This window comes from Micromonospora sp. NPDC018662 (assembly GCF_044391475.1).
In the GTDB taxonomy this organism is placed as follows: Bacteria; Actinomycetota; Actinomycetes; order Mycobacteriales; family Micromonosporaceae; genus Micromonospora.
Window position 1 is genome coordinate 661,932 of record NZ_JBISAC010000002.1, and the last position, 25,847, is coordinate 687,778.

Annotated in this window: 30 protein-coding genes and 1 pseudogene; 16 read left to right on the forward strand and 15 right to left on the reverse strand. The window is 72.4% G+C overall.

All coding sequences use genetic code 11. The annotated features are described in order from the left end of the window. Positions 1 to 41: 41 nt before the first annotated feature. Both ACH495_RS08510 and ACH495_RS08515 read right to left on the reverse strand, forming a co-directional pair. The gene (locus tag ACH495_RS08510) at positions 42 to 1,151 is read right to left on the reverse strand and encodes a YgfZ/GcvT domain-containing protein (protein WP_396857058.1); all 1,110 of its coding nucleotides are present in this window, start codon (positions 1,149 to 1,151) and stop codon (positions 42 to 44) included. Further along, positions 1,148 to 1,579 carry a Fur family transcriptional regulator gene (locus tag ACH495_RS08515; RefSeq protein ID WP_396857059.1) on the reverse strand — a complete coding sequence of 144 codons (432 nt, stop codon included), beginning with the start codon at positions 1,577 to 1,579 and terminating at the stop codon, positions 1,148 to 1,150. The genes ACH495_RS08510 and ACH495_RS08515 overlap by 4 nt, the downstream gene beginning before the upstream one ends. 68 nt (positions 1,580 to 1,647) lie before the next feature. Here ACH495_RS08515 and ACH495_RS08520 point away from each other — a divergent pair, with 68 nt between their 5' ends. Continuing rightward, positions 1,648 to 2,514: an aminotransferase class IV gene (locus ACH495_RS08520; protein WP_396857060.1), complete on the forward strand. Its 867-nt coding sequence runs from the start codon at positions 1,648 to 1,650 to the stop codon at positions 2,512 to 2,514. Positions 2,515 to 2,585: 71 nt separating this feature from the next. On the opposite strand, the gene ACH495_RS08525 is transcribed toward ACH495_RS08520, so the two are convergent. Together ACH495_RS08525 and mtfM are read right to left on the reverse strand one after the other, a co-directional pair. Then, positions 2,586 to 3,176 carry an FABP family protein gene (locus ACH495_RS08525; protein WP_396857061.1) on the reverse strand — a complete coding sequence of 197 codons (591 nt, stop codon included), beginning with the start codon at positions 3,174 to 3,176 and terminating at the stop codon, positions 2,586 to 2,588. Further along, positions 3,170 to 3,274 (reverse strand): small membrane protein MtfM, encoded by a 105-nt coding sequence (gene mtfM / locus ACH495_RS08530; RefSeq protein ID WP_013475110.1) that lies wholly within the window; start codon positions 3,272 to 3,274, stop codon positions 3,170 to 3,172. The genes ACH495_RS08525 and mtfM overlap by 7 nt, the downstream gene beginning before the upstream one ends. 12 nt (positions 3,275 to 3,286) lie before the next feature. Here mtfM and ACH495_RS08535 point away from each other — a divergent pair, with 12 nt between their 5' ends. The 3 genes from ACH495_RS08535 to ACH495_RS08545 all read left to right on the forward strand — a co-directional run bounded on the left by ACH495_RS08535 (position 3,287) and on the right by ACH495_RS08545 (position 6,174). Further along, positions 3,287 to 3,661, forward strand: coding sequence for a DsrE family protein (locus tag ACH495_RS08535; RefSeq protein ID WP_396857062.1), 375 nt, complete (start codon positions 3,287 to 3,289; stop codon positions 3,659 to 3,661). A 78-nt stretch (positions 3,662 to 3,739) separates the two neighbouring features. Next, positions 3,740 to 4,123: an SCP2 sterol-binding domain-containing protein gene (locus ACH495_RS08540; RefSeq protein ID WP_396857063.1), complete on the forward strand. Its 384-nt coding sequence runs from the start codon at positions 3,740 to 3,742 to the stop codon at positions 4,121 to 4,123. Further along, the gene (locus ACH495_RS08545) at positions 4,120 to 6,174 is read left to right on the forward strand and encodes a glycogen debranching N-terminal domain-containing protein (RefSeq protein WP_396857064.1); all 2,055 of its coding nucleotides are present in this window, start codon (positions 4,120 to 4,122) and stop codon (positions 6,172 to 6,174) included. Before ACH495_RS08540 ends, ACH495_RS08545 begins: the two co-directional genes overlap by 4 nt. Positions 6,175 to 6,318: 144 nt before the next feature. Here the strand turns inward: ACH495_RS08545 and ACH495_RS08550 are convergent, their stop codons facing one another. Next, positions 6,319 to 7,200, reverse strand: a complete 882-nt coding sequence (locus ACH495_RS08550) for a hypothetical protein (RefSeq protein ID WP_396857065.1) — start codon at positions 7,198 to 7,200, stop codon at positions 6,319 to 6,321. 132 nt (positions 7,201 to 7,332) lie between these two features. Then, positions 7,333 to 7,572, reverse strand: coding sequence for a winged helix-turn-helix domain-containing protein (locus tag ACH495_RS08555; protein ID WP_396857066.1), 240 nt, complete (start codon positions 7,570 to 7,572; stop codon positions 7,333 to 7,335). A 285-nt stretch (positions 7,573 to 7,857) separates the two neighbouring features. Between ACH495_RS08555 and ACH495_RS08560 the strand changes: the two are divergent. After that, positions 7,858 to 8,106 (forward strand): annotated as a pseudogene (locus tag ACH495_RS08560) (hypothetical protein); the annotation flags it as partial. 136 nt (positions 8,107 to 8,242) lie between these two features. Here ACH495_RS08560 and ACH495_RS08565 read toward each other — a convergent pair. The 5 genes from ACH495_RS08565 to ACH495_RS08585 form a co-directional block, all read right to left on the reverse strand. Then, positions 8,243 to 8,578, reverse strand: coding sequence for a DUF1416 domain-containing protein (locus tag ACH495_RS08565; protein WP_396857067.1), 336 nt, complete (start codon positions 8,576 to 8,578; stop codon positions 8,243 to 8,245). Between the two features lie 2 nt (positions 8,579 to 8,580). Continuing rightward, the gene (locus ACH495_RS08570) at positions 8,581 to 9,429 is read right to left on the reverse strand and encodes a sulfurtransferase (RefSeq protein WP_396857068.1); all 849 of its coding nucleotides are present in this window, start codon (positions 9,427 to 9,429) and stop codon (positions 8,581 to 8,583) included. Between the two features lie 195 nt (positions 9,430 to 9,624). Then, positions 9,625 to 9,702 (reverse strand): Ms5788A family Cys-rich leader peptide, encoded by a 78-nt coding sequence (locus ACH495_RS08575; RefSeq protein WP_310503780.1) that lies wholly within the window; start codon positions 9,700 to 9,702, stop codon positions 9,625 to 9,627. A 61-nt stretch (positions 9,703 to 9,763) separates the two neighbouring features. Next, positions 9,764 to 10,546: a DUF2993 domain-containing protein gene (locus ACH495_RS08580; RefSeq protein ID WP_396857069.1), complete on the reverse strand. Its 783-nt coding sequence runs from the start codon at positions 10,544 to 10,546 to the stop codon at positions 9,764 to 9,766. A gap of 82 nt (positions 10,547 to 10,628) precedes the next feature. Beyond that, on the reverse strand, positions 10,629 to 11,678 hold the full coding sequence (locus ACH495_RS08585) for a hypothetical protein (RefSeq protein WP_396857070.1): 1,050 nt from the start codon (positions 11,676 to 11,678) through the stop codon (positions 10,629 to 10,631). A gap of 246 nt (positions 11,679 to 11,924) precedes the next feature. On the opposite strand from ACH495_RS08585, the gene ACH495_RS08590 reads away from it, so the two are divergent. The 7 genes from ACH495_RS08590 (at position 11,925) to pstB (ending at position 19,016) form a co-directional block, all read left to right on the forward strand. Continuing rightward, positions 11,925 to 12,644: a winged-helix domain-containing protein gene (locus ACH495_RS08590; RefSeq protein WP_396857071.1), complete on the forward strand. Its 720-nt coding sequence runs from the start codon at positions 11,925 to 11,927 to the stop codon at positions 12,642 to 12,644. A gap of 110 nt (positions 12,645 to 12,754) precedes the next feature. Further along, complete coding sequence (locus tag ACH495_RS08595; protein WP_396857072.1) at positions 12,755 to 13,591, forward strand: polysaccharide deacetylase family protein; 837 nt, start codon at positions 12,755 to 12,757, stop codon at positions 13,589 to 13,591. 67 nt (positions 13,592 to 13,658) lie between these two features. Continuing rightward, positions 13,659 to 14,615, forward strand: coding sequence for a mycothiol synthase (mshD, locus tag ACH495_RS08600; protein WP_396857073.1), 957 nt, complete (start codon positions 13,659 to 13,661; stop codon positions 14,613 to 14,615). A 291-nt stretch (positions 14,616 to 14,906) separates the two neighbouring features. After that, a complete protein-coding gene (gene pstS / locus ACH495_RS08605) occupies positions 14,907 to 16,007 on the forward strand; it encodes a phosphate ABC transporter substrate-binding protein PstS (protein ID WP_396857074.1) in 1,101 nt (366 codons plus the stop codon). Positions 16,008 to 16,048: 41 nt separating this feature from the next. Next, entirely contained in the window at positions 16,049 to 17,134 is a 1,086-nt protein-coding gene (pstC, locus tag ACH495_RS08610) for a phosphate ABC transporter permease subunit PstC (RefSeq protein WP_396857075.1), read from the forward strand. After that, complete coding sequence (pstA, locus tag ACH495_RS08615; RefSeq protein WP_396857076.1) at positions 17,131 to 18,219, forward strand: phosphate ABC transporter permease PstA; 1,089 nt, start codon at positions 17,131 to 17,133, stop codon at positions 18,217 to 18,219. The genes pstC and pstA overlap by 4 nt, the downstream gene beginning before the upstream one ends. A gap of 20 nt (positions 18,220 to 18,239) precedes the next feature. Continuing rightward, positions 18,240 to 19,016, forward strand: a complete 777-nt coding sequence (gene pstB / locus ACH495_RS08620; protein ID WP_396857077.1) for a phosphate ABC transporter ATP-binding protein PstB — start codon at positions 18,240 to 18,242, stop codon at positions 19,014 to 19,016. 65 nt (positions 19,017 to 19,081) lie between these two features. On the opposite strand, the gene ACH495_RS08625 is transcribed toward pstB, so the two are convergent. Continuing rightward, complete coding sequence (locus tag ACH495_RS08625) at positions 19,082 to 20,044, reverse strand: hypothetical protein (RefSeq protein ID WP_396857078.1); 963 nt, start codon at positions 20,042 to 20,044, stop codon at positions 19,082 to 19,084. Positions 20,045 to 20,208: 164 nt separating this feature from the next. Between ACH495_RS08625 and ACH495_RS08630 the strand changes: the two genes are divergently transcribed. Beyond that, entirely contained in the window at positions 20,209 to 21,162 is a 954-nt protein-coding gene (locus ACH495_RS08630; RefSeq protein ID WP_396857079.1) for a LysR family transcriptional regulator, read from the forward strand. Here ACH495_RS08630 and ACH495_RS08635 read toward each other — a convergent pair. Both ACH495_RS08635 and ACH495_RS08640 read right to left on the reverse strand, forming a co-directional pair. Further along, positions 21,159 to 21,929, reverse strand: a complete 771-nt coding sequence (locus tag ACH495_RS08635) for a hypothetical protein (protein WP_396857080.1) — start codon at positions 21,927 to 21,929, stop codon at positions 21,159 to 21,161. The two genes, ACH495_RS08630 and ACH495_RS08635, sit on opposite strands and share 4 nt — an antisense overlap. Before the next feature lie 48 nt (positions 21,930 to 21,977). Then, entirely contained in the window at positions 21,978 to 22,805 is an 828-nt protein-coding gene (locus ACH495_RS08640) for an NUDIX hydrolase (protein ID WP_396857081.1), read from the reverse strand. Positions 22,806 to 22,956: 151 nt separating this feature from the next. Between ACH495_RS08640 and ACH495_RS08645 the strand changes: the two genes are divergently transcribed. Genes ACH495_RS08645 through ACH495_RS08655 form a run of 3 tightly spaced genes read left to right on the forward strand, consistent with a single transcriptional unit; the run spans position 22,957 to position 24,765 of the window. Further along, positions 22,957 to 23,556 (forward strand): HEAT repeat domain-containing protein, encoded by a 600-nt coding sequence (locus ACH495_RS08645; protein WP_396857082.1) that lies wholly within the window; start codon positions 22,957 to 22,959, stop codon positions 23,554 to 23,556. Next, entirely contained in the window at positions 23,553 to 23,738 is a 186-nt protein-coding gene (locus ACH495_RS08650) for a DUF397 domain-containing protein (RefSeq protein ID WP_396857338.1), read from the forward strand. Before ACH495_RS08645 ends, ACH495_RS08650 begins: the two co-directional genes overlap by 4 nt. A 58-nt stretch (positions 23,739 to 23,796) precedes the next feature. After that, a complete protein-coding gene (locus tag ACH495_RS08655; protein ID WP_396857083.1) occupies positions 23,797 to 24,765 on the forward strand; it encodes a Gfo/Idh/MocA family protein in 969 nt (322 codons plus the stop codon). A gap of 77 nt (positions 24,766 to 24,842) precedes the next feature. On the opposite strand, the gene ACH495_RS08660 is transcribed toward ACH495_RS08655, so the two are convergent. Beyond that, positions 24,843 to 25,847: an anion permease gene (locus ACH495_RS08660; protein ID WP_396857084.1), complete on the reverse strand. Its 1,005-nt coding sequence runs from the start codon at positions 25,845 to 25,847 to the stop codon at positions 24,843 to 24,845.

Below are 25,847 nucleotides of genomic sequence, written 5' to 3' on the forward strand. Positions count from 1 at the left end.
GGGCCCTTCCTCTACCGGAGGCGTTAAGAAGGGGCCCTTCCTTACACATCGATGGCGGCGGCGCTGTCGCCCACCATCAGTCGGGCGTCGTCGGGGGTGTTGCGCTTCAGCACGGCGAGCGCGATCTGACCCAGCTCGTAGTGGTGCACGGCGGTGCCGACGAAGCCGACCGTCCGCCCGTCCAGCGTGACCGGCGTGCCGGCGGGCGGCGGCTGGTCGCTGGTCACGCCGTCCAGGTGCAGCAGCACGAGCCGGCGCGGCGGCCGGCCCAGGTTGTGCACCCGGGCCACCGTCTCCTGCCCCCGGTAGCAGCCCTTGTCCAGGTGCACGGCCGGGGCGAGCAGGTCCACCTCGGCGGGAATGGTGCGGTGGTCGGTGTCCACCCCGACCCGCGCCCGGCGGGCGGCCACCCGGACCGCCTCGTACGCCCACAGCCCGGCCACCGGCACGCCCGCGCCACGCAGCTCGGCCACCACGTCGGCCATGGCCGGGCGGGGCACCAGCAGGTCGACGCCGAGCGCCACCCGCCGGGCCCAGCCGCCGGACGGCAGCGGCTCGACGTCGTACACCACGGAGGGCCGCGCGGGCAGCTCGCCGGAACGGAACTTCGGACCCGGCACCCCGAGCAGGTCGGGTGCGGTCAGCCCGGTGACGCCGAGCGCGCCGAGCGCGTCGGCGGCCGCCGGCCCGACCAGCGAGAGCAGCGCGTGCCCGGCGGTGGCGTCACGCGGGTCGACCTTGCTGAAGAAGCGCATCTTCTCCAGGTATGACAGGAGGCCGCCGGTCATCCCCGGCTCGGTGTCCAGCCAGGTGGTCTCGCCGTCCTCGGCGACCAGCGCGTGCTGCTCGACGTGCCCGTTCGGGGAGAGCACCAGCAGCTCGGTGCCCTGCCCGGGCGCCAGCGCGGCCAGGTGCTGGCTGGTCAGCGTGTGCAGCCAGCCGATCCGCTCCTCGCCCGGCACCGCGATCACACCCCGGTGCGAGCGGTCGACCAGGCCCACGCCGGTGGCGAGGACGCGCTGTTCGCGCATCGGGTCGCCGTAGTGTGCGGCCACCGGCGCGACGCCGGCCGCCCGGTGTGCCGGCTCGGGCTGGTCCCGGGTCTCCTCGTCGATGGCGTCGGCGGCCACCGCGCCCGCGATGTCGATCATTTGCGTTCCCCGTCCTGTGCGCACCGACCGCAGACCCCGAAGAGCGCCACGTGCCCGATGTCGACCTGAAATCCGCGTTGCCCGGCGAGTTGGTCGGCGAGCGGCCCGAGCATCTCCGGGGAGATCTCGTCGATCCCCCCGCACTCCCGGCACACCAGGTGCACGTGCTGGTGCTCGCCGGCCGCGTGATAGGTCGGCGAGCCGTGCGACAGGTGGGTGTGGGTCACCAGGCCGAGCCGTTCCAGCAGCTCCAGCGTGCGGTAGATGGTGGTGATGTTGACCCCGGCCGCCACCTCGCGGACCGCCGTGTGCACCTGCTCCGGGGTGGCGTGCCCCAGATCCAGCACGGCCCGGAGGACCAGCTGCCGCTGCGCCGTGAGCCGCAGCCCGCGCGAGCGGAGCAGTTCCGCGAGGGAGGATTCGGACACCCCCCGATCATAGTTCGGCCGCCGCGCCGGTCCCGGTCGCCGCCGGGGTACGCCACTACGCTGCGCCCGTGGAGGCGATCCGGGTGGCGGTGCCCGGCCGGGGACTGGTCCCGGCCGGCGAGCCGGTGCTGCGCGGCGACGACCGGGGCGTCCTGCACGGCGACGGCCTCTTCGAGACGATGCACCTGCGCGCCGGCCGGCCCTGGCTGCGCGACGAGCACCTGGCCCGGCTGCGGGCCGGCGCGGCGGCGATCGACCTGCCGCTGCCCCCGGTCGAGGCGTTGGTGGAGCTGCTGGACGCGGTGAGTGCCGGCTGGCCGGCGGGGACCGAGGGCGCGCTGCGGCTGGTCTGCACGCGCGGGCCGGAGGGTGGCGGGCCACCCACGGTGTACGCCACGCTGGGCGAGGTGCCGGCGGCCACCCAACGAGCCCGGCGGGACGGCGTGACGGTGGCCACGTTGCCGCTCGGCGTCGCCGCCCGGTCCCGCCCCGGGCTGGGCTGGCTGCCGGCCGGCGTGAAGTCCACCTCGTACGCGCTGAGCACCGCGGCCCGGCGGTGGGCGGCACGGGCGGGCGTGGACGACGTGCTCTGGGTCTCGACGGACGGCTACGTGCTGGAGGCGCCGACCGCGAACGTGGTGTGGCTGGCCGCGGGCACGCTGCTGACCGTGCCGGCGGCGGCCACCGGCGTGCTGCCCGGCGTGACCGCCCACCACCTGTTGAGCCGCGCCCCCGAACTGGGCCTGACCGCAGGCGAGCATCTGCCCACCGTGTCCGACCTGCACGACGCCGACGCGATCTGGCTGACCAGCTCCCTACGCGGCCCCACCGAGGTCACCTCCCTGGACGGAACCCCCCGCCCCCGCTCCCCCCAGACCCCCCACCTGCAAACCCTCCTGGGCTTCCCTCCGGCCCACCCGCCCTTCCGGCGTTGATCAAGGAGTTTGCGTCGGAGTTGATCTCCCTGTTGACGCAAACCTCTTGATCAACGCCTCGGGAAAGGGGGTCAGCCGGCTACCCGGGTCAGGCGGGCGGAGAGGTGGGGGGTCAGGGGGTGGCCCATGGCGGCCATCTCCTGGGCGTAGAGCAGGGCGCCCTCGACGATGCCGAACAGGCGGGCGCCGGCGGTGACCTCCTTGGCGGTGGCCGTGCGGACGACCGCGTCGGTGGCGAACTCGATCTGGGTGCCCTTGCGCTTGCCGATGTGCAGCTCCATCACGCCGGTCGGCACGCTCATCAGCGCCTCGATCTCGTCGGTGACCCGCTCGCCGTCCAGCACCGGACGCCACCAGCCCACCTCGCGACCGGCCGGGCGGACCGGGCGGCTCTGCTCGTCCAGGATCCACGCCCGGGACTCGTAGAACAGGAACGGCCGGCCGTCGTGGCTGATCCGGATCTCCTGCGCGTAGTCGAAGTCCTCGATCGTCGGGAACCCGCCCCGGCCCCGGCCGCGCCACACCCCGATGTACGGCAGCAGCCCGTCCAGGCTCGGGTGCAGCTTGGGGCCGACGCGCAGGTCGTGGCTCTCCTGGTACGGGTACTCCTCGACCGGCGGCGCGTTCAGCCACGGCGGCTGAAGCGGATTCTCACTCACCATCTACCTCTTGCTATCCGGACTGCGACATAGACCAGGCCGCCGGCGAGCGCGCCCAGGCCGGCGACCAGCAGGCTGACGAACCCGATCTCGGTAACCATCCGGGCCATCCTATGCTGGGCGGCATGACGCGCACTCTCGTCGTCAAGGCCACCGCCGGCGCGGACGCCCCGGAGCGGTGCGCCCAGGCGTTCACCGTCGCCGCCACCGCGGCGGCGGCCGGGGTCGACGTGTCGCTCTGGCTGACCGGCGAGTCGACCTGGTTCGCGCTGCCCGGGCGGGCGGAGTCGTTCGAGCTGCCGCACTCGGCGCCGCTGGGTGAGCTGCTGCACGTGGTGCTGGCCACCGGCCGGGTGACCGCCTGCACCCAGTGCGCGGCCCGGCGGGACATCGGCTCGGACGACGTGCTCCCGGGGGTACGGATCGCGGGGGCGGCGGTCTTCGTCGAGGAGGCCATGGCCGAGGGCGCGCAGGCACTGGTCTACTGACCCACCCGCCGAGTTGTCCATTCTGACCGGTGCGCCGTTCCTGACCCGATATGCCGGGACCCCGCCTACCATTCGAATGTGAGCGAGGCGATCGAACGGTTCTTCGCGTCGTTGCCGGCGCGCGCTCCCGCCGTGCTGCGCAGCCCGATCGGCGGCACGCTCCGGATCGACCTGACCGACGGCAACCGCACCGAGCACTGGTACGTGACGCTGGCCCCCGGGTCGGCCCGGGTGAGCCGACGCGAGGAACGCGCACCCGACGCCGTGCTGACCGTCGGCACCCACCTCTTCGAGCGGCTGGTCACCGGCCGGGAGGCCGGGCTGGCCGTGGTGCTGCGCAACGAGGCCACCTTCGGCGGACACGTCGTGCTGTTCCTGGCGCTCCGCCGCTTCCTGCCCGACCCGCCCGGCGTGCGGGACCCGCGGGAGACCGCCCGCGAGCACGTCCGGCGGTCGGCGTGAAGGAACGGGTCAGCATCCTCGACGGCAACACGTTCCTGGTCAGCGACCGACGCGGCAACATCGAGCCGTCGTACGACTTTCCCACCGGCTTGTTCTCCTTCGACACCCGGTTCCTCTCGACCTGGGTCCTCTCCCTGGACGGCCAACCGCTGCACGCGCTCTCCATCGACGACTCGCTGTCGTACAAGACGCGGTTCTTCATGGTGCCGGGCGAGCCGACGCACTACCTGGACGCGGACGTCTCGGTGATCCGCAGCCGCTCGATCGGCGGCAGCTTCGACGAGGAACTGACCCTGCTCAACCACTCCGAGGAAGAGAAGGAGTTCCGCCTCCGGCTCGACATCGGCTCCGACTTCGCCGACCTGTTCGAGATCAAGCACCAGCGGGAGAAGAAGGGCCGCACCATACCCACCGTGGAGGAGAACGGGCTGCGGCTCACCTACCGGCGGCAGGGGTTCCACCGGGAGGCGCGGATCAGCAGCACCGCACCGACCGAGGTCGACCGGGACGGGATGACGTTCCGGATCCGGGTCGCGCCGCACCGCGAGTGGACCACCCGGCTGCACGTCGCCACCATGATCTACGGGGCCCGGGGTGAGGACATCCGGGCCACCCTGCCGCTGGGCGGACACCGCTCGGTGGCGGCCATCGAGGCCGAGCAGCAGGCGCTGATCGCCGGCGCGCCGAAGCTGGGCTGCGACTGCGAGCCGCTGGCCGGGGCGTACCGGCGCAGCCTCGCCGACCTGGCCGCTCTCCGGTACGAGTCGATCACGCTCGGCGTCCGACTGGTCGCCGCCGGGCTGCCCTGGTTCATGACGCTGTTCGGCCGGGACAGCATCTTCACCTCGCTCCAGATCCTGCCGTTCCTCCCCGAACTGATCCAGCCGACCATCCTCATGCTGGCCGGGCTCCAGGGCGGCCGGATCGACGACTTCCGCGACGAGGAGCCCGGCAAGATCCTGCACGAGTTGCGCTACGGCGAGACCGCCGGCTTCGAGGAGCAACCGCACTCGCCGTACTACGGCGCGGCCGACACCACCGCGCTCTTCGTGATCCTGCTCGACGAGTACGAGCGGTGGACCGGGGACGGGACGCTGGTGCGCCAACTGGAGTACGAGACGCGGGCGGCACTGGACTGGCTCGACACGTACGGGGACCTGCTCGGCACCGGTTACGTCTGGTACCAGACCCGCAACCCGGAGACCGGGCTGCCGAACCAGTGCTGGAAGGACTCCCCGGACGCCATCTCCTACTCCGACGGCCGGCTGCCGGAGTTCCCGCGGGCCACCTGCGAACTACAGGGGTACGCGTACGACGCCAAGCTGCGCGGTGCCCGGATGGCCCGCGAGTTGTGGGGCGACCCGGCGTACGCGGAACGCCTGGAACGCGAGGCGGCGGCGCTGAAGGAGCGGTTCAACCGCGACTTCTGGATCCCGGACCGGGAGTACTACGCGCTGGCGCTGGACCCGCAGGGACGGCACGTGGACGCGCTCACCTCGAACATCGGCCACCTGCTGTGGAGCGGCATCGTCGACGAGGCGCGGGCACCGGCGGTCGCCGCGCACCTGCTCGGCCCGCGCCTCTTCTCCGGCTGGGGCGTCCGGACACTCGCCGACGACCAGGGCCGGTACAACCCGATCGGCTACCACGTCGGCACGGTGTGGCCGTTCGACAACTCGATCATCGCGTGGGGGCTGTGGAAGTACGGCTTCCGCGAGGAGGCGGGCCGGATCTGCGACGCGATGCTGAGCGCGTCCCGCTACTTCGACGGCCGGCTCCCCGAGGCGTTCGCCGGCTACGAGCGCGGCCTCACCGACTATCCGGTGCAGTACCCGACCGCGTGCAGCCCGCAGGCGTGGTCCGCCGGCGCGCCGCTGCTGCTGCTGCGCGTCATGCTCGGGCTGGAGCCGCAGGGCGAACACCTGATCATCGACCCGGCCGTGCCGCCGGGGATGGGCCGGGTGGAGCTGCTCGACATCCCGGGCCGGTGGGGCCGGGTGGACGCGCTGGGCCGCAGCCGCACCCCGCACGACGAGGATGACCGGGGCTGAGCCGCGGCGGGAGGGGCAGGAGTTCCCGGACCACGCCGCCCTGACCCGGTCGGATCAGGCCCGGCCGGATCAGGCCCGGCCGGATCAGGCCCGGCCGGATCAGGCCCGGCCGGATCAGGCCCGGCCGGATCAGGCCCGGCCGGATCAGGCTCGGCAGGGGCTGGTGACCGCCACCCGGACCCGCTCGTCGACCCGCTCGGCCAGCACCGCCGGGTCACCCGGGCGGGCGTACCGGTCGGCGGAGTCCTCCACCGGCGCGGCGCCCGCGCCGAACGCGGCGGCCAACGGCTGGTCGGCAGCCACGGCGGCCTCGCCCCGGGCGGTCCGGACCGCCCCACCGTCCGGGCACGGCGCGGCCAGCACCTGGACCGCCCCGGTCGGGCCGCCCCAGCGGCCCAGCGCGCGGGTCAGCGCGGCCGTCTCGACGGCGGCGTCGACCGCCGGCGCCCGGTAGCCGTCACCGACCGGACGGCAGCCGGTGTCGGCGGTCAGCAGCACCCGACCGGGCCCGCCGGACCGGCCCTCGACCGCCACGAAATCGCCGGCGTCGGCGCGCAGCAACGGCTCGCCGTCGTACGTCGAGACACCTGCCCGCCACTCCGGCGGCAACCGGTCGGCGATCCGGCGCAGCACCTCACGGACGTCGGCGTCGCCGGTCGCCACCTCGACGCCGCGTTCCAGCGACGCGCCGGCGTCGATCGGCGTCACCCGGCAGCCCCGCGCCAGCCGGTCCGGCACGAGCGCCGGCACCCCGTCCGCCCCGACCGCGGCGGTCAGCTCACCGATCGCCCGGTCCACCAGCGGGCCGGCCTGGCTCAGCGAACGCTGCTCCTTGACGGTGGGCGGATCGTTGCGCACCGACCACCAGGTCAGGCCGGCGAGCAGCACGGCCCAGACCACCGTTGCGACCACCAGCCAGCGCTGCCGACGCCGGCCGGACGCGCGCCGGTCGGGCGCGTGCTGGTCGGGGGCCTGCTGGTCGGGTCGGGACGGCGGGGCGTACCCCGGCTGGACGGCACCACTCACCGGCCCATGGTGTCACGCCCCGGCACCCGCCGAGCGGCCCATCCCGATGCCGAGATCTTGGAAAGAAAGTGCCCCTATAGGGGCCGTTTCTTTCCAAGATTCACTCGGCTCCCACTATCCGGAAGATCGATCTCAGGGCTTGCGCAGCCAGGTCGCCGGGTCCGTCACGAAGACGCCCTTGCCCTGGTGACGGTCGATCACTTCCAGCGCCTCAAGGCGCACGAAAACCAGGCGGATCGTTGACGCGCTCACCCTGTGCAGCTCGCACAGCTCGGCGATCGAGGGGAGCTTCTCCCCCGCCTTGAGTCGACCGCTCCTCACGTCCGCCATGATCTCGTTAGCGATCTTGAAATAATCCGGCAAAGCAGGCATGGCACTCCTTGCGTGGCACCTGCGATTCGATCACGAGACACGCGCGGGGAACAAGCCAAAGACGCCAAACAGGCGGAGGTTGCCTTTAGTAACTTCAGTGACTATGTTGTCGATTGAGCGCTCCTCGCGTGGCAACGAGCAGGGCTCTCCCCCGGTCGGGGCGGGTGTCGAAGCTGGAAGGGACCGCCCGCCCCGGCCACCTTCCACGGCAGCCCCCACGGAGAGGTGGTCCTCATCGTGCCCAGGTTCCTCCGTCCGCTCGACCCGACAGTCCCAGGTGCACCGGTGACCACCGCTACCGACCGCGAGCGGTACGTCGTACACCTGACCGTGGCCGCCGACGACCTGCCGGCGGCGCGGCTGCTGGCCCGTGCGATCGGCCGGTCGCTGGCGTTCCTGCCGGAGCTGGTGCTCGGCGAGACGACGGTGTCCGAGGAGGGCGCGTCGGACGCGCAGCACCAGGTGTTCTGCGACCGGCGGCTCGGTGGGCGACGCCGCTGCGTCCGGCGGGTGCACCACCCGGGCGGCTGCACGTCCTGACCCGGTGGCCCGGCAACGGCTCGGGCCGGCCACCCCTGGACGGGGCGGCCGGCCCGAGCCGACGTACGCGGTGCGGAGGTGTTAAGCGGGGGCCCTTCCTATACCGGAAGCGTTAACAAGGGGCCCCGCCTTACGCCTTCACGGTGACGGTGACCTCGTTGATGCCGCGGGCGGCGGTTACCGCGGTGTCGCCGTTGCCGTGGCGGGAGAGCGCCCGCAGCGTCCACGGGCCCGGCGCGGCGAAGAACCGGAACTGGCCGGCGGCGGACGTCACCACCTCGGCGGTGAACTCGCCCGTCGAGTCGAGCAGCCGGACGTACGCGCCCGGCACCGTCTCGCCGGACTCGGCCAGCACCTGGCCGGTGATGACGGTTTCCTTCTCCAGGTCCAGGCTCGCCGGCAGCGGGGCGGCCTGGTCCGGTGCGGCGCAGCCGGCAGCGGTCGGAGCGGTGGGTGCGGTCGCCATGGTCACGCCTCCCCGGGCTCGTCGCCGAGCGCCACCGGCACGCCGACCAGCGAGCCGTACTCGGTCCAGGATCCGTCGTAGTTCTTCACGTTGCGGTGCCCGAGCAGCTCCTGGAGCACGAACCAGGTGTGCGAGGAGCGCTCGCCGATCCGGCAGTAGGCGATGGTCTCCTTGCCGTCGTCCAGCCCGGCGGCGGCGTAGATCTTGCGCAGCTCGTCGTCGGACTTGAACGTGCCGTCCTCGTTGGCCGCCTTGGACCACGGCACGCTGATCGCGGTCGGCACGTGGCCGGCCCGCTGCGCCTGCTCCTGCGGGAGGTGGGCCGGGGCGAGCAGCCGGCCCGCGTACTCGTCGGGGCTGCGCACGTCGACCAGGTTCTTGGTGCCGATGGCGTCGACCACCTCGTCGCGGAACGCACGGATCGAGGTGTCCGGCGCCTGCGCGACGTACTGCGTGGCCGGGCGGGTCACCGTGTCCTTGACCAGCGGGCGGGCGTCCAGCTCCCACTTCTTGCGACCACCGTCGAGCAGCTTGACGTCGCGGTGGCCGTAGAGCTTGAAGTACCAGTACGCGTACGCGGCGAACCAGTTGTTGTTGCCGCCGTAGAGGACGACGGTGTCGTCGTTGGCGATGCCCCGCTCGGAGAGCAGCGCCGCGAACTGCTGCTGGTTGACGAAGTCGCGGCGGACCTGGTCCTGGAGGTCGGTCTTCCAGTCGAGCTTGATGGCGCCGGCCAGGTGGCCGGTGTCGTAGGCCGAGGTGTCCTCGTCGACTTCGACGAAGACGACGCCCGGGGCGTCGAGGTTCTTCTCGGCCCACTCGGCCGAGACGAGTGCGGTGTCGCGACTCATCAGATCACTCCCTGGTGAGGATGGGTGGTGAGCCTGCGCGCGGAGATCGAAGCCGGTGGTAGTCGCACCACGCGCGGGACCCTGAGCTAGGAACGGATCACGGGTACGTGCGACGGCGCCGCTGCCGGGCGTTCGGGGGGTGTAAGGAACCCTTGGTGCCGGTGGTCGCTCAGGCGACCGGAGACAGCCCCGCCGTCAGATGACGGGGCGACACAGGCAGGTGGCCACGCGGCACAGGTCGACCGCGCGCCGTTTGGTGAGGTGGGTCCCCATGGGCAGGGAGACTACCAGCCGACCCGGTCTAGGGGCACCGGGCCGACCAGCATCCGGGACGTCAGCGGGTGGAGTTGATCGGCACGTTCGCGGCGTCCGCGTCGACCACCAGGCCCTCCGGCCTCGGCTCCACCTTGCGGACGTTGAGCTGGAACGGCAGCTCCGGCAGTGGCACGTCGATCGAGATGCTCCGGGCGTAGTTGGCCAGCAGCGTCCGCGCCAGCGCCACGTTCGGCAGGCCCTCGGCGGTGAGGTCGCTGAAGCGCAGCGCCACCTTGCCGTCGGCCACCGTCACCGCGGCGATGCCGTTGACGGTCAGCTTCACGCCGAGGATGTCCACCGGGGCGGTGACCGCCAGCTTGCCGTCGCGCTCGCCGAGCGTCAGCCCGGGCCGCTTCAGCAGCCTCGCCAGGCTGTCGTAGGTGACGGTGCCCCGCCCGTCGACGCGCTTTGCCACCACGTCGCCCTGGCCGGAGCGGATCGTGTCCAGCGACGCGGTCACGTCCCGGGCGTCCACGTCCAGGCGCGGCACGTCGACCGTGTCGCCCTGCACGTCGCCCTTGACGTCGGTCAACTGGATCGAGATGCGCTCGTACCTGCCGGCGAGCACCTGGTTGAGGAACGGGAAGCCGCCCACCTCGACCTTGGGCGCGGCGGACTGGGCGTCCTGCTTGGCGACCTCCTGCCGCACCTGGTCGGCGATCGCCCGCTCGGCCACCCCGGCGGCCACCCGGTCGGCGACGACCAGCAACCCGGCGAGCACCAGCAGCAGGACGAGGAAACCGATCAGCACCTTCCGGCCCCGACGACGGGGCCGGCCCTCTGCCGGGTACGCCTCTGCCACGCCGCCTCCAGTCCTCGCCACCGTCACCGCGCCTCGCGGCGCAACCGTACTTACCCGGGGCGCGGTTCCCCCAACCGGGCGGTCAGAGGAAGAGCACGCACATGGCGTACGCGGCCGGGGCGGCCAGCGCGAAGCCGCCCAGCGGCCCCTGCATGTGCCGGGCCGCCCACATGGTCGGCGGCTCGCCGGCCATCAGCCGGCCCGCCTCGGCGTACCCGACGGCGAGGTCGGCCAGCACGGCGGTGGCGGCGGTGACCACGCCGACCAGCGCGGCGCTGGTCGGGGTGAAGCCGACCAGGTAGCTGCCGAGCACGGCGCTGGTCAGCGTGCCGAGCATGGCGCCCGCGACCACGCCGGCCGCGCCGCGCGGCACCTGCGGCGCGAGCCGGGGCCACGGGGCCACCGCGTCGGTCAGCCGGGCCACCAGCAGGGCCACCCCGGCGGCGGTGAGGCAGACCGTGATCGCCTGGGTGCCCTTGGGGATCCGGCTGAGCACGATGAGCGAGGCGAAGGCGACCACCCCCACCACGATGAGCAGCGTGCCGCCCAGCGAGTCGGTCACCCGGACCCGGTCCACCCGGCGGACGAGCTGGCCCAGCACGCCGAGCACGAGGCCGGCCACCGCCGCGTACCCGAGGGGGGCCAGGCCGGCGACGTCGGCCCGGACGGCGGCGACGTCGGCGATCACCGCGGTGCCGGCGCTGACCAGCGCGACGACCAGCAGCGCGGGCGGTCGCATGGCCATCGTCCAGGCGAGCACGTAGAGCAGTTGGACGCCGAAGATGATGGCCGCGAACGGCAGCCGGTGCCCCGGACCGGCGGTCTGTGCCCCGAGCACCAGGCCGACGCCGAGCAGCGCGGCGAAGCCGGCCACGGTGAGCGCCAGCGGCCGGCGGAACTCCACCGGCGGCACCTCGTCCTCGGGCGCCTCGTCGACGGCGTCGTCGGGGCGTCGGCCCGGGCCGCCCTTGCGGAGCCGGCGGGGGCCCTTCCGCTCAGGTCGCTCCCCCTCCTCCTCGCCGGACCCGGCGCGCGGGGCGGGCGGGTAGCCAGGGGCCGGGCCGGACGGCCCGGAGGACGGGTCGTCGGCCCACGGTTCACGACCGGCGTCGCGCGAGGTGGAGGGAAACACGCCCCGATCGTGCCAGACCCGGGCGGTCCGGCGGGGGTCCCGGTTTCGGCAACGTTAAAACCTGCGCCGCGATCGAGGGCAGAAAGGGCAAACGGGAAAAGGCGCGAAGGTGACGGTCGGACCATCGGTTACGCTCAACCCGTTACCCCGCCCGTCAGCGACGCCGGGACCCACGCAAGTTCACAGCGCCGCCCCCACCCGGGCGTGCCGCTGGTCGCGCGCGGCCGAAGGGCCGCCGGGACGGAGGTGATCGTGGAGCTCCTGCTGCTCGTGACCGCACGGGCCGGTGAGCCGTCGGCGGTGTTGCCGGCACTCGACCTGCTGCCCCATTCGGTGCGCACCGCACCCCGGGACGTCCGCACGCTGGTCTCCGGCCCGACGCCGGACGCCGTCCTGGTGGACGCCCGCTCCGAGTTGAGCGAGGCGCGCGCCACCTGCCGGATGCTGCACGCCACCGGGCTCGGGGTGCCGCTGGTCGCGGTGGTCACCGAGGCCGGCCTGATCGCGTTGAACGCCGACTGGGGCGTGGACGACGTGATCCTCGCCGGTGCCGGCCCGGCCGAGGTGGAGGCGCGGCTGCGGCTCGCGGTCGGCCGGCTGAGCAACGCCGTCGCGGGCGCCGGCGGCTCGATCCGGGCCGGCGAGCTGAACATCGACCCGGACACGTACGCCGCCAAGCTGAAGGGCCGGCCGCTCGACCTGACCTACAAGGAGTTCGAGCTGCTGAAGTTCCTCGCCCAGCACCCGGGGCGGGTGTTCACCCGGGACCAGTTGCTGCGCGAGGTCTGGGGCTACGACTACTTCGGCGGCACCCGCACGGTCGACGTGCACGTCCGGCGGCTGCGCGCCAAGCTCGGCTCGGAGTACGAGTCGATGATCGGCACGGTCCGCCAGGTCGGCTACAAGTTCGTCGTGCCGCCGTCGCGCTCGCTGCCGGAGTCGGAGCCCGCCCCGCTGCCGGTCTGACCGGCGTCGACACCGGCCCCCGCCGGGGGCACTTTCCCCATATGCCCTATTTGCCCGCTGAGCCCCTCATATCCTGACTGCCTGATTTGTCAGGACCGAGGGGGGCCACGGTGCGCGCGGTGACCACGGGGGCGAAGACGGTGGCGGTGGTGACCGCCGTGCTCGCCGGGCTGCTGGCCTCGGCGTACGCGCTGGGTCGCGGCTTGGTGCCGGAGCACCATCCGAGGACCACGGGCGTGACCACCTCCGCGAACGCACCGCACTACGCCGACCAGCCACCGGAGACCGGCCGGCCGAGCCCGGACGCCGCCACGAGCGCGCCCGACGTCGGCGGCGACGGTCCGGGTCCGTACGGCGCACACGTCACCACCGGCTCGGCCCGGGTCGCACTGACCTTCGACGACGGCCCCGACCCCCGGTGGACGCCGCAGGTGCTCGCCCTGCTGAGCCAGTACGGCGTGAAGGCCACGTTCTGTGTCGTCGGCGAGAACGCGGAGAGCTACCCGGACCTGGTCCGCTCCATCGCGGCCGAGGGACACACGCTCTGCAACCACTCCTGGAAGCACGACGTCAACCTCGGCCGGCGAACCCCGGAGACGATCCGGGCGGACCTGAGCCGCACCAACGACGCGATCCTGGCCGCCGCGCCGGACGCCCGGATCGCGTACTACCGCCAGCCGGGCGGCGCCTGGACCGGCCCGGTGGCGTCGGTCTGCGCGGAGCTGGGCCTCACGCCGCTGCACTGGAGCGTCGACCCGTCGGACTGGCGGGCGCCCGGCGCGGAGACCGTGGCGGCGAGGATCCGCGCGCAGATCGCGCCGGGCGCGATCGTGCTCATGCACGACGCGGGCGGGGACCGCTCCGGCACGGTCGCGGCGTTGCAGCAGCTGCTGCCCGAACTGCTCGCGCGGTTCGAGCTGGAACCGCTGCCCACCCGCGCCCCGTGACGAGCGCCACCGCACGCCGTCGCCGCCCACCGGGACCGACCGCCCGCCGGCCGCTAACGTGACGGGGATGAGCAGCACCGAGCCGACGAGCAGTCCCGGACCCGAGGCGGCGCAGCAGAGCGGTCCGGTCGCGTCCACCGAGCGGCTGACGACGGCCGAGATCGCCGACGTGCTGGCGCTGGCCCGCGCGGCCGGCGACGCCGACGGCGCCGATCCGCTCGACGAACACGTGCTGCTGCGGCTGCGTGACCCGGAGGCGCCGGCCGTGCACCTCACCGCCCGCGCCACCGACGGCACCCTGACCGGGTACGCGCACCTCGACACCACAGCCCCCGCCGAGGGCGTCGGCGTGGAGCTGGTGGTGCACCCGGCGCACCGGCGGCGCGGCACCGGCCGGGCGCTGGCCCGCGGCGTGTTGGCCGCCGCCACCGGGCCGCTGCGCGCCTGGGCGCACGGCGACCACCCGTCCGCCGCCGCGCTCGCGGTCGACCTGGGCTTCACCCGGGCCCGGGTGCTCTGGCAACTCCGCCGCCCGCTGACCGAGCCGGTGCCCACGCCGGTCCTGCCCGAGGGCGTCGAGCTGCGCGCGTTCCGCCCAGGCGAGGACGACGAGACCTGGCTGGCGGTCAACAACGCGGCGTTCGCCCAGCATCCCGAGCAGGGTCGGTGGACGCTCGACGACCTGCGCGTACGGTTCGCCGAGCCGTGGTTCGACCCGGCCGGCTTCCTGCTCGCGGTGGACTCCGCCACCGGCCGGCTGCTCGGCTTCCACTGGACCAAGGTGCACGAGCGGCCCGGCTCGGCCCGGATCGGTGAGGTCTACGTGCTCGGGGTGGACCCGTCCGTGCACCGGGGCGGGCTCGGCCGGGCGCTCACCGCGGCCGGCCTGGCCCACCTGCGCGATCGGCGCGGGCTGGACCGGGTGATGCTCTACGTCGACGAGAGCAACACCGGCGCGGTCTCGCTCTACGAGCGCACCGGTTTCGCGCGCTGGTCCGCGCACGTCAACTACCAGCTCGGCTGAGGGCCGAGGGGCGCCCGCCGGGCGATCACGGAAGCATCACGCCGGAGGCACGGCGGGATAACAGCCGCCTGGATAAATCACGCTAAAAGCGATAGCGGGTCGCGAGTTCACGAAATGGACAGGCTCGCCTCAGCGTATGGCCACCTCGCCGGACGGACGTGTTCATCCCGCGTTCACTTCCGACCGGCGAACCGTCCACCTGGTCCTCCTAACTTTCACGTCAAGCCGGTCAGCGCCGGCCCCCGGCAACCCCGGGCGACCTGACCAAAGACGTGAAGGGAAACCTTTCAAGTGAAGCTCCAGCGGCACGGCGCCATCGCCTGTCTCGCTCTTACCGCGGTTCTCGGTCTCAGCGCCTGCGGCTCGGACAACAACGAGCCGGCCGCCGGCGCCTCCGGTTCCGCCGCCGCGGTCGACTGCGGCAAGGGCACGCTGAACGCGCAGGGCTCCTCCGCGCAGAAGAACGCCATGGCCGAGTGGATCAAGGCGTACCAGCAGAAGTGCGCGGGCACCACGATCAACTACGAGCCGAGCGGCTCCGGCGCCGGCATCCAGGCGTTCATCGCCGGCACCGCCGACTTCGCCGGCTCCGACTCCGCGCTCAAGCCGGAGGAGCAGCCGCAGGCCGACGCCAAGTGCGCCGGCGGCCAGGCCCTCAACCTGCCGATGGTGATCGGCCCGGTCGCGGTCGTCTACAACGTCAGCGGCGCGGACAACCTCCAGTTCAGCCCGGCCACCCTGGCGAAGATCTTCGCCGGCAAGGTGACCAAGTGGGACGACGCCGCGATCAAGGCCGACAACCCGGACGCGAAGCTGCCGTCGACCGCGATCCAGGCGGTCCACCGCTCCGACGAGTCGGGCACCACCGACAACTTCACCAAGTACCTCTCCAAGACCGCCGAGGCGGACTGGACGCTCGGCAACGCCAAGGCGTGGAAGGCGCCGGGCGGCGTCGGCGCGGCCAAGTCCGACGGTGTGGCCAGCAAGGTCAAGAGCACCGACGGCACCATCAGCTACGTCGAGTGGTCGTACGCCGAGAACTCCGGCCTGAAGATGGCCAAGATCAAGAACGGCGCCGGTGAGTTCACCGAGCTGACCGCCGAGTCGGCCGGCAAGACCATCGCCGGGGCCAAGTTCGAGGGTCAGGGCAACGACCTCAAGATGTCGATCGACTACAACACCAAGGAGGCCGGGGCGTACCCGATCGTCCTGGCGACCTACGAGATCGTCTGCAGCAAGGGCCTCGCCGCCGACAAGCTGCCGCTGGTCAAGGGCCTGCTCGGCCACGCGGCCAGCGCGGAGGGCCAGCAGGAGCTGGTCGAGCTGGGCTACGCCCCGCTCCCGGACGAGGTCCGCACCAAGGTCGAGGCCGCGGTCAAGAGCCTCTCCTGACGCCCTGATCGACACCTCCTCAACGCGAAGCGAGCGAGCAGATGGGTGACACCCCTCAGCGCTCGGCGCACGCCGGCACCGGCGGGACCCCCGTGGCCACGAGCCACGAGCGGCCCGCCGGTGCCTCGGCGCGTGTGGCCGAGCGCTCCGGCAACCCTGGCCGTCCCGACGGCGGCCTCGGCGGGGGCGGCGGCCTGCCCCGCGCCCGCGCCTTCGGCGCGGAACGGGCGTTCCGTGGCCTGACCCTGGCCGCCGGCAGCACCGTACTGATCATCATCGCGGCCATCGCGATCTTCCTGATCGCCAAGGCCGTGCCGGCGCTGCGGGCGAACACCGAGTCGTTCTGGACGTTCGAGGGCTGGTTCCCGAACGACGACCCGCCGAAGTTCGGCATCGGCGCGCTCGCCTTCGGCACCGTGCTGAGTTCGCTGCTGGCGCTGCTCGTGGCCGTGCCCGTCGCGCTGGGCATCGCGCTCTACCTGTCGCACTACGCCCCGCGCCGGCTCGGCAACAGCCTGGGCTTCCTGATCGACCTGCTGGCCGCCGTGCCGAGCGTGGTCTTCGGCCTCTGGGGCCGCGACTACTTCGCCGGCCCGGTCGCCGACCTCTCCGCCTGGCTGAACAAGTACTTCGGCTGGATCCCGCTCTTCGGCGAGGGCCCGTACGGCAGCTCGATCCTGCTCGGCTCCGTGGTACTGGCGATCATGGTGCTGCCGATCGTCACCTCGCTCTCCCGCGAGGTGTTCCGGCAGACCCCGACCGCCAACGAGGAGGCCGCGCTCGCGCTCGGCGCCACCCGCTGGGAGATGATCCGCACCGCGGTCCTGCCGTACGGCCGGCCGGGTGTCGTCGCCGCGGTGATGCTGGGCCTGGGCCGGGCGCTCGGCGAGACCATCGCGTTGGCGCTGACGCTCGGCTCGACGTACGCCATCTCGTTCAACATCCTCGAGGCTGGCGGCAACTCGATCGCCGCGAACATCGCCAACCGCTTCGGCGAGGCGAACGACACCGGCCGCGGCGCGTTGATCGCCTCCGGCCTGGTGCTGTTCGCGATCACGCTGATCGTCAACATCACCGCGCGGGCGATCATCTACCGCCGCCGCGAGTTCACGGAGTCGGCCGCATGACCACCACACTCCCCACCCACCGCCCGCGCCCGCCGGCCCAGCCGGCCACGCTGCGGGCCCGGCGGCTCCCGGCGTACGCCGCGCCCGCCATCGCCGTCGCGGCGCTGCTGCTGTCGGCGGGCCTCGTGTACGGCGCCGGCATCGGCGGCCCGGTCCTGGTCGTGGTGCTCGGCGCGCTGCTCTACCTGGCCGGCCTCTTCGCCGCGGCGAACGCGGTGGAGGGCCGCCGGTCGGCCCGCAACCGCACCTGGAGCGCGCTGATCCACTCCGCCTTCGTGCTGGCCGTGCTGCCGCTGGCCTCGGTGGTCTGGACGCTGGTCAGCAAGGGCTCCGAGCGACTGGACGCGAACTTCTTCGGCACCTCGATGAACAACATCGGGGCGCGGGACGCCAACGGCGGCGCCTACCACGCGATCATCGGCACGCTGGAGCAGGTCGGCATCGCCGCGTTGATCACCGTGCCGCTCGGCGTGCTCTGCGCGATCTACATCGTCGAGTACGGCCGCGGCCGGTTCGCCTTCACCATCCGCTTCTTCGTGGACGTGATGACCGGCATCCCGTCGATCGTCACCGGCCTGTTCGTGCTCGCGTTCTGGGTGCTGATCGTCTCGCCGTGGTTCAACGACGGCCGGCCGGGCTTCTCCGGCTTCGCCGCCGCGCTGGCGTTGAGCGTGCTCATGCTGCCCACCGTGGTCCGCTCCACCGAGGAGATGCTCCGGCTGGTGCCGGCGCCGCTGCGCGAGGGCGCGTACGCGCTCGGCGTCGCCAAGTGGAAGACCATCCTGCGGGTCGTGCTGCCGACCGCGCTGCCCGGCATCGTCACCGGCATCATGCTCGCCATCGCGCGGGCCGCCGGGGAGACCGCGCCGGTGCTGCTCGTCGCCGGCGGCGGCGCGGCGATCAACTTCAACCCGTTCGAGAACAACCAGTCGTCGCTGGCCCTCTTCGTCTACCAGCAGGCCGGCGAGGCGTCGAAGTACTCGCCGGCACGGGCGTGGACCGCGGCGCTGACCCTGGTCGCGCTGGTCCTCGTCCTGACCGTCGCGGCCAAGCTGCTGGCCCGTCGAAACCAGCTCGGCCGATGAACCCCGGAGGTACCGCCACCATGGCCAAGCGCGTCGAAGCCTCGAACGTCACCGCCTACTACGGCGGTTTCAAGGCGATCGAGAACATCAACCTCACCGTCGAGCCGAAGACCGTGACCGCCCTGATCGGCCCGTCCGGCTGCGGCAAGTCGACGTTCCTGCGGTCGATCAACCGGATGCACGAGGTGCTGCCCGGCGCCCGGGTCGAGGGCAACCTGACCATCGACGGGCAGGACGTCTACGACCGCGACGTGGACGTCACCGCGGTCCGTCGGATGATCGGCATGGTCTTCCAGCGGCCGAACCCGTTCCCCACCATGAGCATCTTCGAGAACGTGGTGGCCGGCCTGAAGCTCAACGGCGTCCGGCGCAAGTCGATCCTGGAGGAGACGGCCGAGAAGGCGCTCCGCTCGGCGAACCTCTGGGACGAGGTGAAGGACCGGCTGGGCAAGCCCGGCGCCGGTCTCTCCGGCGGTCAGCAGCAGCGGCTCTGCATCGCCCGCACCATCGCGGTCGAGCCGCAGGTGGTGCTGATGGACGAGCCGTGCTCGGCGCTGGACCCGATCTCCACGCTGGCCATCGAGGATCTGATGTTCCAGCTCAAGGACAAGTTCACCATCATCATCGTCACGCACAACATGCAGCAGGCCGCGCGGGTGTCGGACCGCACCGCGTTCTTCTCGATCGAGAAGACCGGCGACCCGGGCCGGCTGATCGAGTACGACAACACCCAGAAGATCTTCAGCAACCCGACCCAGAAGAAGACCGAGGACTACATCACCGGGCGCTTCGGGTGAGGTGTAAGGCGGGGCCCCCGGTTAACGCATTCTGCATAACCGGGGGCCCCGCTTAACACCTGCGGTCAGAGTGTCGGCCCGAGCTCGCCCAGCCGGACCTGGGTAGCGCCGGCCTGCCTGATGGTGCCGTCACCGTTGAGCCCCACGTCGAACGTGATGCCCCCGATCCTTCGCTTCCCGAGCACGCCGATCGGCACGCCGTCGATCACGACCTCCTTCGGGATGTCCAGGTAGACGTCGGCGCCGGCCTGGTTGATCCAGTAAATCGTGCCACCTTGGATCAATTCCCCCTCCTCACCGTCGCGGGGGCGGGGGTTCTCCAGGGAGAAGGTCAGGCCGGCGGGAATCGGCGACGAGGTCAACTCGGGTTGGATCGGCCAGATCCGCTGCCGGGTCACCTTGCCGTCCAGCCAGCACCAGCGCCCCTTGAGCTGCGCGTACGCCAGGCTGTCGATGACGTTGCGGGGGTCGTTGGTGCCGAGGATCCTGCCGTAGGTCACCGCGCCGTACTCGCCGGTGACGGTGAAGTCGCGGCACTGCTCCCCGGCCGGCGGCGCGCAGGTCCAGCCGTAGGGGTTGCCGGGGATGCCGATCGGAATGGTGGACACCTTGGCCACGGTGACGATGGCCCCAGGCTCGATGGTGCCCAACGCGCCGCTGTGGCCGGTGCCGTCCTCCTTGACCACGCCGCCGCCGGTGCCCACCGACACCGTCTGCCAGTACGACCCGTAGGAGAAGTTCACCGCGGTCCCCCAGCTACCGGGGTACCAGTTGTTCGCGGTGACGTAGAAGTTCAGGATCGAGCCGGGCCAGCGAGGGTCCGGCCGGTCCATCTGGATCAGGTAGCAGCCCGGGTCGTACGGCGAGTTCGCCCCGCCGAACTGGAGGCTGACCTGGGTTTGCGTATCGACTGTGAACTGCCGGGGCCCGGCGGCGCGGGCGGGCGTGGCGACGACCATCCCGGCCAGCAGCACGGCCAGCAGGGTGAGGACAACTGTTCGTGTGGGCCGGGACAGGGGCATCTGCATGTCGTGCCTTCCGGTGTGGAGTGGACTACCTGCGCCAAGAAAAGGGCATCGATGGCAGTGAGCGGAAGTGACGAATGCGCACCGCCGGTCGCGCTCCCAGTGCGTCCCGCGCAATACCGCACGTCGCCGGTCCCGGCCCTCGGGCGACGGGTATAAACAGCAGTGTGCAATGGCCCGACCTTCAGGCGTTCGCCGAGGTTTCCGAGGAACTCTCGTTCGGCCGTGCCGCCGAGCGACTGCACCTGTCCCCCTCGGCCGTGGTGCGCCGGATCCAGCGCCTGGAGCGCGATCTGGGGCAGCGACTGCTCGAGCGCTCCACTGTGCACGTGGCACTCACCCCGGCCGGCGCGGCGCTGGCCGCCCGCCTGCCCGTCCTGACCGACCACTGGCAGCAGGTGATCCGGGACGTGCGCGACGCACCGGGGTCGACGCCGCGGCTACGGTTGGGCCTGATCGAGCTGTGCAGCCGGCGGATGGCCGAACACATCGCCGCCGGCATGCCGGAGCGCCAGCTCGACTGGCTCACCGACGACGCCGCCGAGTTGTCGGCCATGCTGCGGCGCGGCGACCTGGACATGGCACTGTTGGCGGCCTTCCCCGGGGAGCCGCTGGACGTTCCCGCGCCGTTGCACGCGGTCACCGTCGTCCACGAGCCGATCTGGATCATGATCGGCCGGGCACATCGGCTCGGCGACACGGATCTGCTGGACATGGCGCAGTTGGCGGCGGAGAGCTGGGTGATCAGCCCGCGCAGCCAGTCGCCGTTCCAGTGGGAGGCCCGGATCCTCGCGGACTATCCGCAGGCGACGGTGGTGCCGACGACGTTCATCGCGGGCCGGCAGTTGGTCGATTCCGGGCGGGCGGTCGCCTTCGCCAGCGCGCTCGCCCACTCCCTGCCGCCGTACCGGGTGGTGCCGCTGCGAGGGCTCGCCGGGTCCGCCGCACGCCACGTCTACCTGGCCTGGAATCCGACGTTGGTGGGTGGGCAGTTGCCCAACCGGGTGCTGGCCCTGGTGCGGGGCCTCTATCGGGCCCAGGCCCGCCGGTCGCCGGCGTACTGGGACTGGATCTGTCGGCATCCGACCTCGTTCCCGGGGATCGCCGACGGCACGGGCTAGTGCTCCAGCCGCACGGACGCCCGTACGCCGCGCCGCCGGCTCAGGGTCACCGCCGCCACGGCCAGCAGGCCAACGACCGCGCTGACCGCCAACAGCGTAAGCCCCGCCATGACCGCGCTGATCGCGACGCCGGCCAGGGCCCATCCGGCGGTGAGGGTGTAGGGCAGTTGACCTCGGAGCAGGAAGGCGCCGACGCCTGCGGCCGTGGCCGCCGCCACCACGAACGCGCATTGCAGGGCCAACCCCGGACGCCCGACGAACGCCGACTCCGGCAGCAGGGTGGCCGTGTTGATGCACACCGCAGCGGTCGACCAGCCGGCATAGACACCGAGCACCCCGCCGACCAGCGCCCGACTCGTCCGCTCGCCTTCGTCGACCGGGCGCAGCACCCGTCGTAGGCTCACCGCCAGCCCGGCGAGCATCGCCACGAAGATCGGCACGGTGAGCCAGGTCGCGGCGGAGGCGGCAGCGACCAGCCAGGCGACGAAGCCGAGCTGGACCAGCGACAGCGGCACCTGCACCCGACGGTACGGCGGCGCCGTCGCCCGGCTGAGGGGAAAGCCCCACACCGCCACGGCGAGACAGCCGATCAGGATCACGCCCCAGACGGCGAAGAACGGCCCCGGCGGCACCAGGGGTGGATCGTCAGCCTGGCTGCGGAAGCCGATCAGCGGCGGCGCGGCGACCTGGAGGAGCGCCGTGGCCAGCAGCAGCCAACGGCCGACCGATCCAACGGTGCGATACGACTGGTTCACGGAGAGTGGCATGACCAGTGTTCGTCGACGCATGCCGCGGTGGATGCAACCGGCAGCGCGTCAGCGCAACAGGAAGCGCGGCTCGGCACCGTCCAGATCCTCGATACGCGGCAGGATCGGCGTACCCGGGTCCCGTTCGGACGCCGCGCGGGCCACGCCGGCGAGGTCGCCGGCGGCGGCCACCTCGGCGAGCGTGACCATGGTCGGCGGCAGCATGGTCAGCTCCCCCGCCTCCGCCCGGGCCAGCGCGTCCGCCGGGCGCAGCCAGGTGGTGTGGTCGGCCTCGCCGGAGACGTCGCGGGTCCGCTGCCCCTCGGGCAGCAGGGCGACGAAGAAGTACGTGTCGAAGCGGCGCGGCTCGAACTCCGGCGTGATCCACCGGGTCCATGGCAGCAGCAGGTCGGACCGGAGCGTGAGCCCGCGCCCGGCCAGCAGCGCGGCGAACCCGGTACGCCGGCCGACCAGATCCTGCCGGGCCGCCTCCCAGTCGTCGCCGCTCACGTCCCCGACCACGGTCTCGGCGTCCGGGCCGGCCAGCAGCACGCCCGCCTCCTCGAAGACCTCGCGGGCCGCGGCGCAGACCACCGCCTGCGCGTCCGCCGGGTCGAGCCGGAACCGCTCACCCCAGGCCGCCGGCGCCGGCCCGGCCCAGCCGAGGTGCGCCTCCGAGTCGGAGCGGTCCACCCCGCCGCCGGGAAAGGCGTACATGCCGCCGAACGTCATCGCCGCCACCCGCCGGATCAGGTAGACCTCGAAGTCGTCACCGGCCGGGCGGAGCAGCAGCACGGTCGCGGCGACCCGGGGCACCGCCGGCACGCCGCCCTCGGCGTGGAACCGGCGGGCATGCTCCACCAGGGCAGGGGGTGCGGCGAAGCCGTCGATCGTCATGGCCCGAGCCTAGGCCCTGCCTCGCGGATCATGTTCGGCCGCAAGCGCCCGCCCGGCCCGCTCAGCGTCCGCACCCGGTTTCCGTGGGCGGCCGGATTGCCGTGGCTGTGACCCCATCATGCGGTCGACAGGACAATGGCATCATCGGCCGATGAGCGATGGTCTCGATGCCGTGATCGCCAAGGTTCTCGACTGGGAGCCCGGGGCCGACGAAGCGCTGATCGCTGCCGGGCCAACCGGAGCGAGACGTGTCTTCGACCTCTACTACGGCAAGGTCAGGGCGAACCTGGTCACGAGAGCCACGGGTCGGGAGCTGGGTGACGGCTGGTCGGCCGCCCTGCACGTCGCCGCCTTGATCGCGCCCGAGGAGTTCCTCGCCCAGATGCCGAGCCGCGTCGGCACCACGGAGATCGTGATCCTCGGCGACATCAATGATCCCCGCGCTACGCACATCCTCTGCGAGCAGGCTCGGCACAAGGACTTCCTGCACCGCGTCAACGCCGTCAGGGCGCTGGCCAAGCACACCGGACCGGCGAGCCGGGCGGCGGTCGAGCAGGCCCTCGCCGATGAGGATCTCGTGGTACGCAGTGCGGCGATCCGGTGCGTCGCCGACACGGATCCCAGCCGAGGCAGGACCTTGTACGAAGCATTCCTGGAGGAGCCTCGCCTCACCCCACTGCTGCGGCAGGAGGCGGGGTGGGCGTTGTCCTACCTGCGTAGAGGCAGTCCAATACCGCTCCACCCGTGGTGAGTTCCCGGCTCGGCGACACGCCCCGGCGCAGCGGTTCGAGCGGCGGCAACTGCGTCGAGGTGGCCGACGATCTTGCCGGCGTCGTCGGCGTACGCGATTCGAAGGACCCGACCGGGCCGGCGCTGCTCTTTCCCGCGGCCTCGTGGCGCGCGTTCGTCGCGGAGGTCCCGGGCCGGGCCTGACGTCCCGACGGGTGGATCACCCTGCCGGCGGCGGAAGCGACCGGGATAGCGTTCGGGCATGACGCGTTGGGGAATCCTGGCCACCGGGCACATCGCCGCCTGCTTCGCCGCCGACCTGCGGCTGGTGCCGGGCGCCGAGTTGGTGGCGGTCGGGTCCCGGACCCGGGAGAGCGCCGAGGCGTTCGCGCGGCGGTTCGACGTGCCGCGGGCGTACGCCTCCTGGGCCGAACTGGCCGCGGACCCGGACCTGGACGCGATCTACGTGGCCACGCCGCACGCCGCGCACCACGAGGCGGCGCTCGCCTGCCTGGCCGGCGGCAAGGCGGTGCTGGTGGAGAAGCCCTGCACGCTGGACCTGCCCACCACCGTCGAGTTGGTGGAGACGGCGCGCACCCGCGGGCTCTTCTTCATGGAGGCCATGTGGATGCGGACGAATCCGCTGATCCTGCGCGTGCTGGAGCTGATCTCCGACGGCGCGATCGGCGAGGTGACCCACGTCCGGGCCGACTTCGGGGCGGCCGGGCCGTTCCCGCCCGAGCACCGGATGCGGAATCGCGCGCTGGGCGGCGGCGCGCTGCTCGACCTCGGCGTCTACCCGCTGAGCCTGGCCCACCTGGTGCTCGGCGCACCGCAGCACGTGCAGGCGTGGGCACGGCTGAGCCCGGAGGCGGTGGACGAGAACACCGGCATCGTCCTCGGCTGGGACTCCGGCGCGGTGGCGACGCTGAGCTGCGGCATCGTCGGCGCCACCGCGATCACCGCGTCGATCACCGGCACCACCGGCCGGATCGACCTGCCCGAGCCGTTCTTCCGGCCCGGGTCGGCGGTGCTGCACCGGCTCGGCGCCGAGCCGGAGACGATCGCGGCGGACCTGACCGGCGGCGGCTACCAGTACGAGGCGATCGAGGTGGGACGCTGCCTGGCGGCCGGGCTGACCGAGAGCCCACTGGTGCCGCACGCCGCCACGCTGGAGATCATGACCCTGATCGACGACATCAAGGCCCGGATCGGCGTCTCCTACGTGTAAGGCGGGGCCCCTTCTTAACACCCGGGTGTTAAGAAGGGGCCCCGCCTATACCGAAAGCGTTAAGCGGGGCCCCCGCCTTAAAACAGCGGGCGGACCAGCAGGTACGCGAGGCACGCGATGGCGGCCGCCGCCGGGAACGTGATGATCCACGCGATCACGATGTTGCCGGCCACGTTCCAGCGGACCGCGGAGAGACGCTTGGTCGCGCCGACACCCATGATCGCCGAGGTGATCGTGTGGGTGGTGGAGATCGGGGCCTTCAGCACCAGGGCGTTGAAGTAGAGCACCGCGCTGGCCACGGTCTCGGCCGCGAAGCCCTCCGCCGGGCCCAGGTCGATGATCTTCCGGCCCAGCGTCCGGATGATCCGCCAGCCGCCCGCGTACGTGCCGAGCGCCAGCATCGTCGCGGAGGTCCAGAACACCCAGCCCGGGATGTGCGTCTTGCTCTCCTGGAAACCGCCGGTGTAGAGCGCCAGCACGATGATGCCCATGGTCTTGGCGGCGTCCTGCATGCCGTGGCCGACCGACATGGCGGCGGCGGACGCGGTCTGCGCCCAGCGGAAGCCGCGGTTGAGCTTGCCCGGCTGCCCCTTCCGGAACAGCCACATGATCGCCAGCATCACCAGGAAGCCGAGCACCAGGCCGACCACCGGCGAGAGCACCATCGGGATGAGCACCTTCGCCACGATGTTGCCCCACTGCACGACGCCGTCGGCGGCGAACAGGGTCGCGCCGACCAGGCCGCCGAAGAGCGCGTGCGAGGAGGACGAGGGCAGGCCGAAGTACCAGGTGATCAGGTTCCAGGCGATCGCGCCGAGCACGCCGGCGAAGACCACGCCGAGGCTCTCCACCCCGGTCGGGAGCGTGACCAGGCCGTCGCCGACCGTCTTGGCGACCCCGGCGCCGAAGTGCGCGCCGACGAAGTTGCCGACGGCGGCCAGGCCGAGGGCGATCCGGGGCGTCAGCGCCCGGGTCGAGATGCTGGTGGCGATCGCGTTGGCCGCGTCATGGAAGCCGTTCGTGTAGTCGAACGCCATGGCGACCGCGATCACCGCCAGCACGGCGATGAGTTCGGGGCTCAC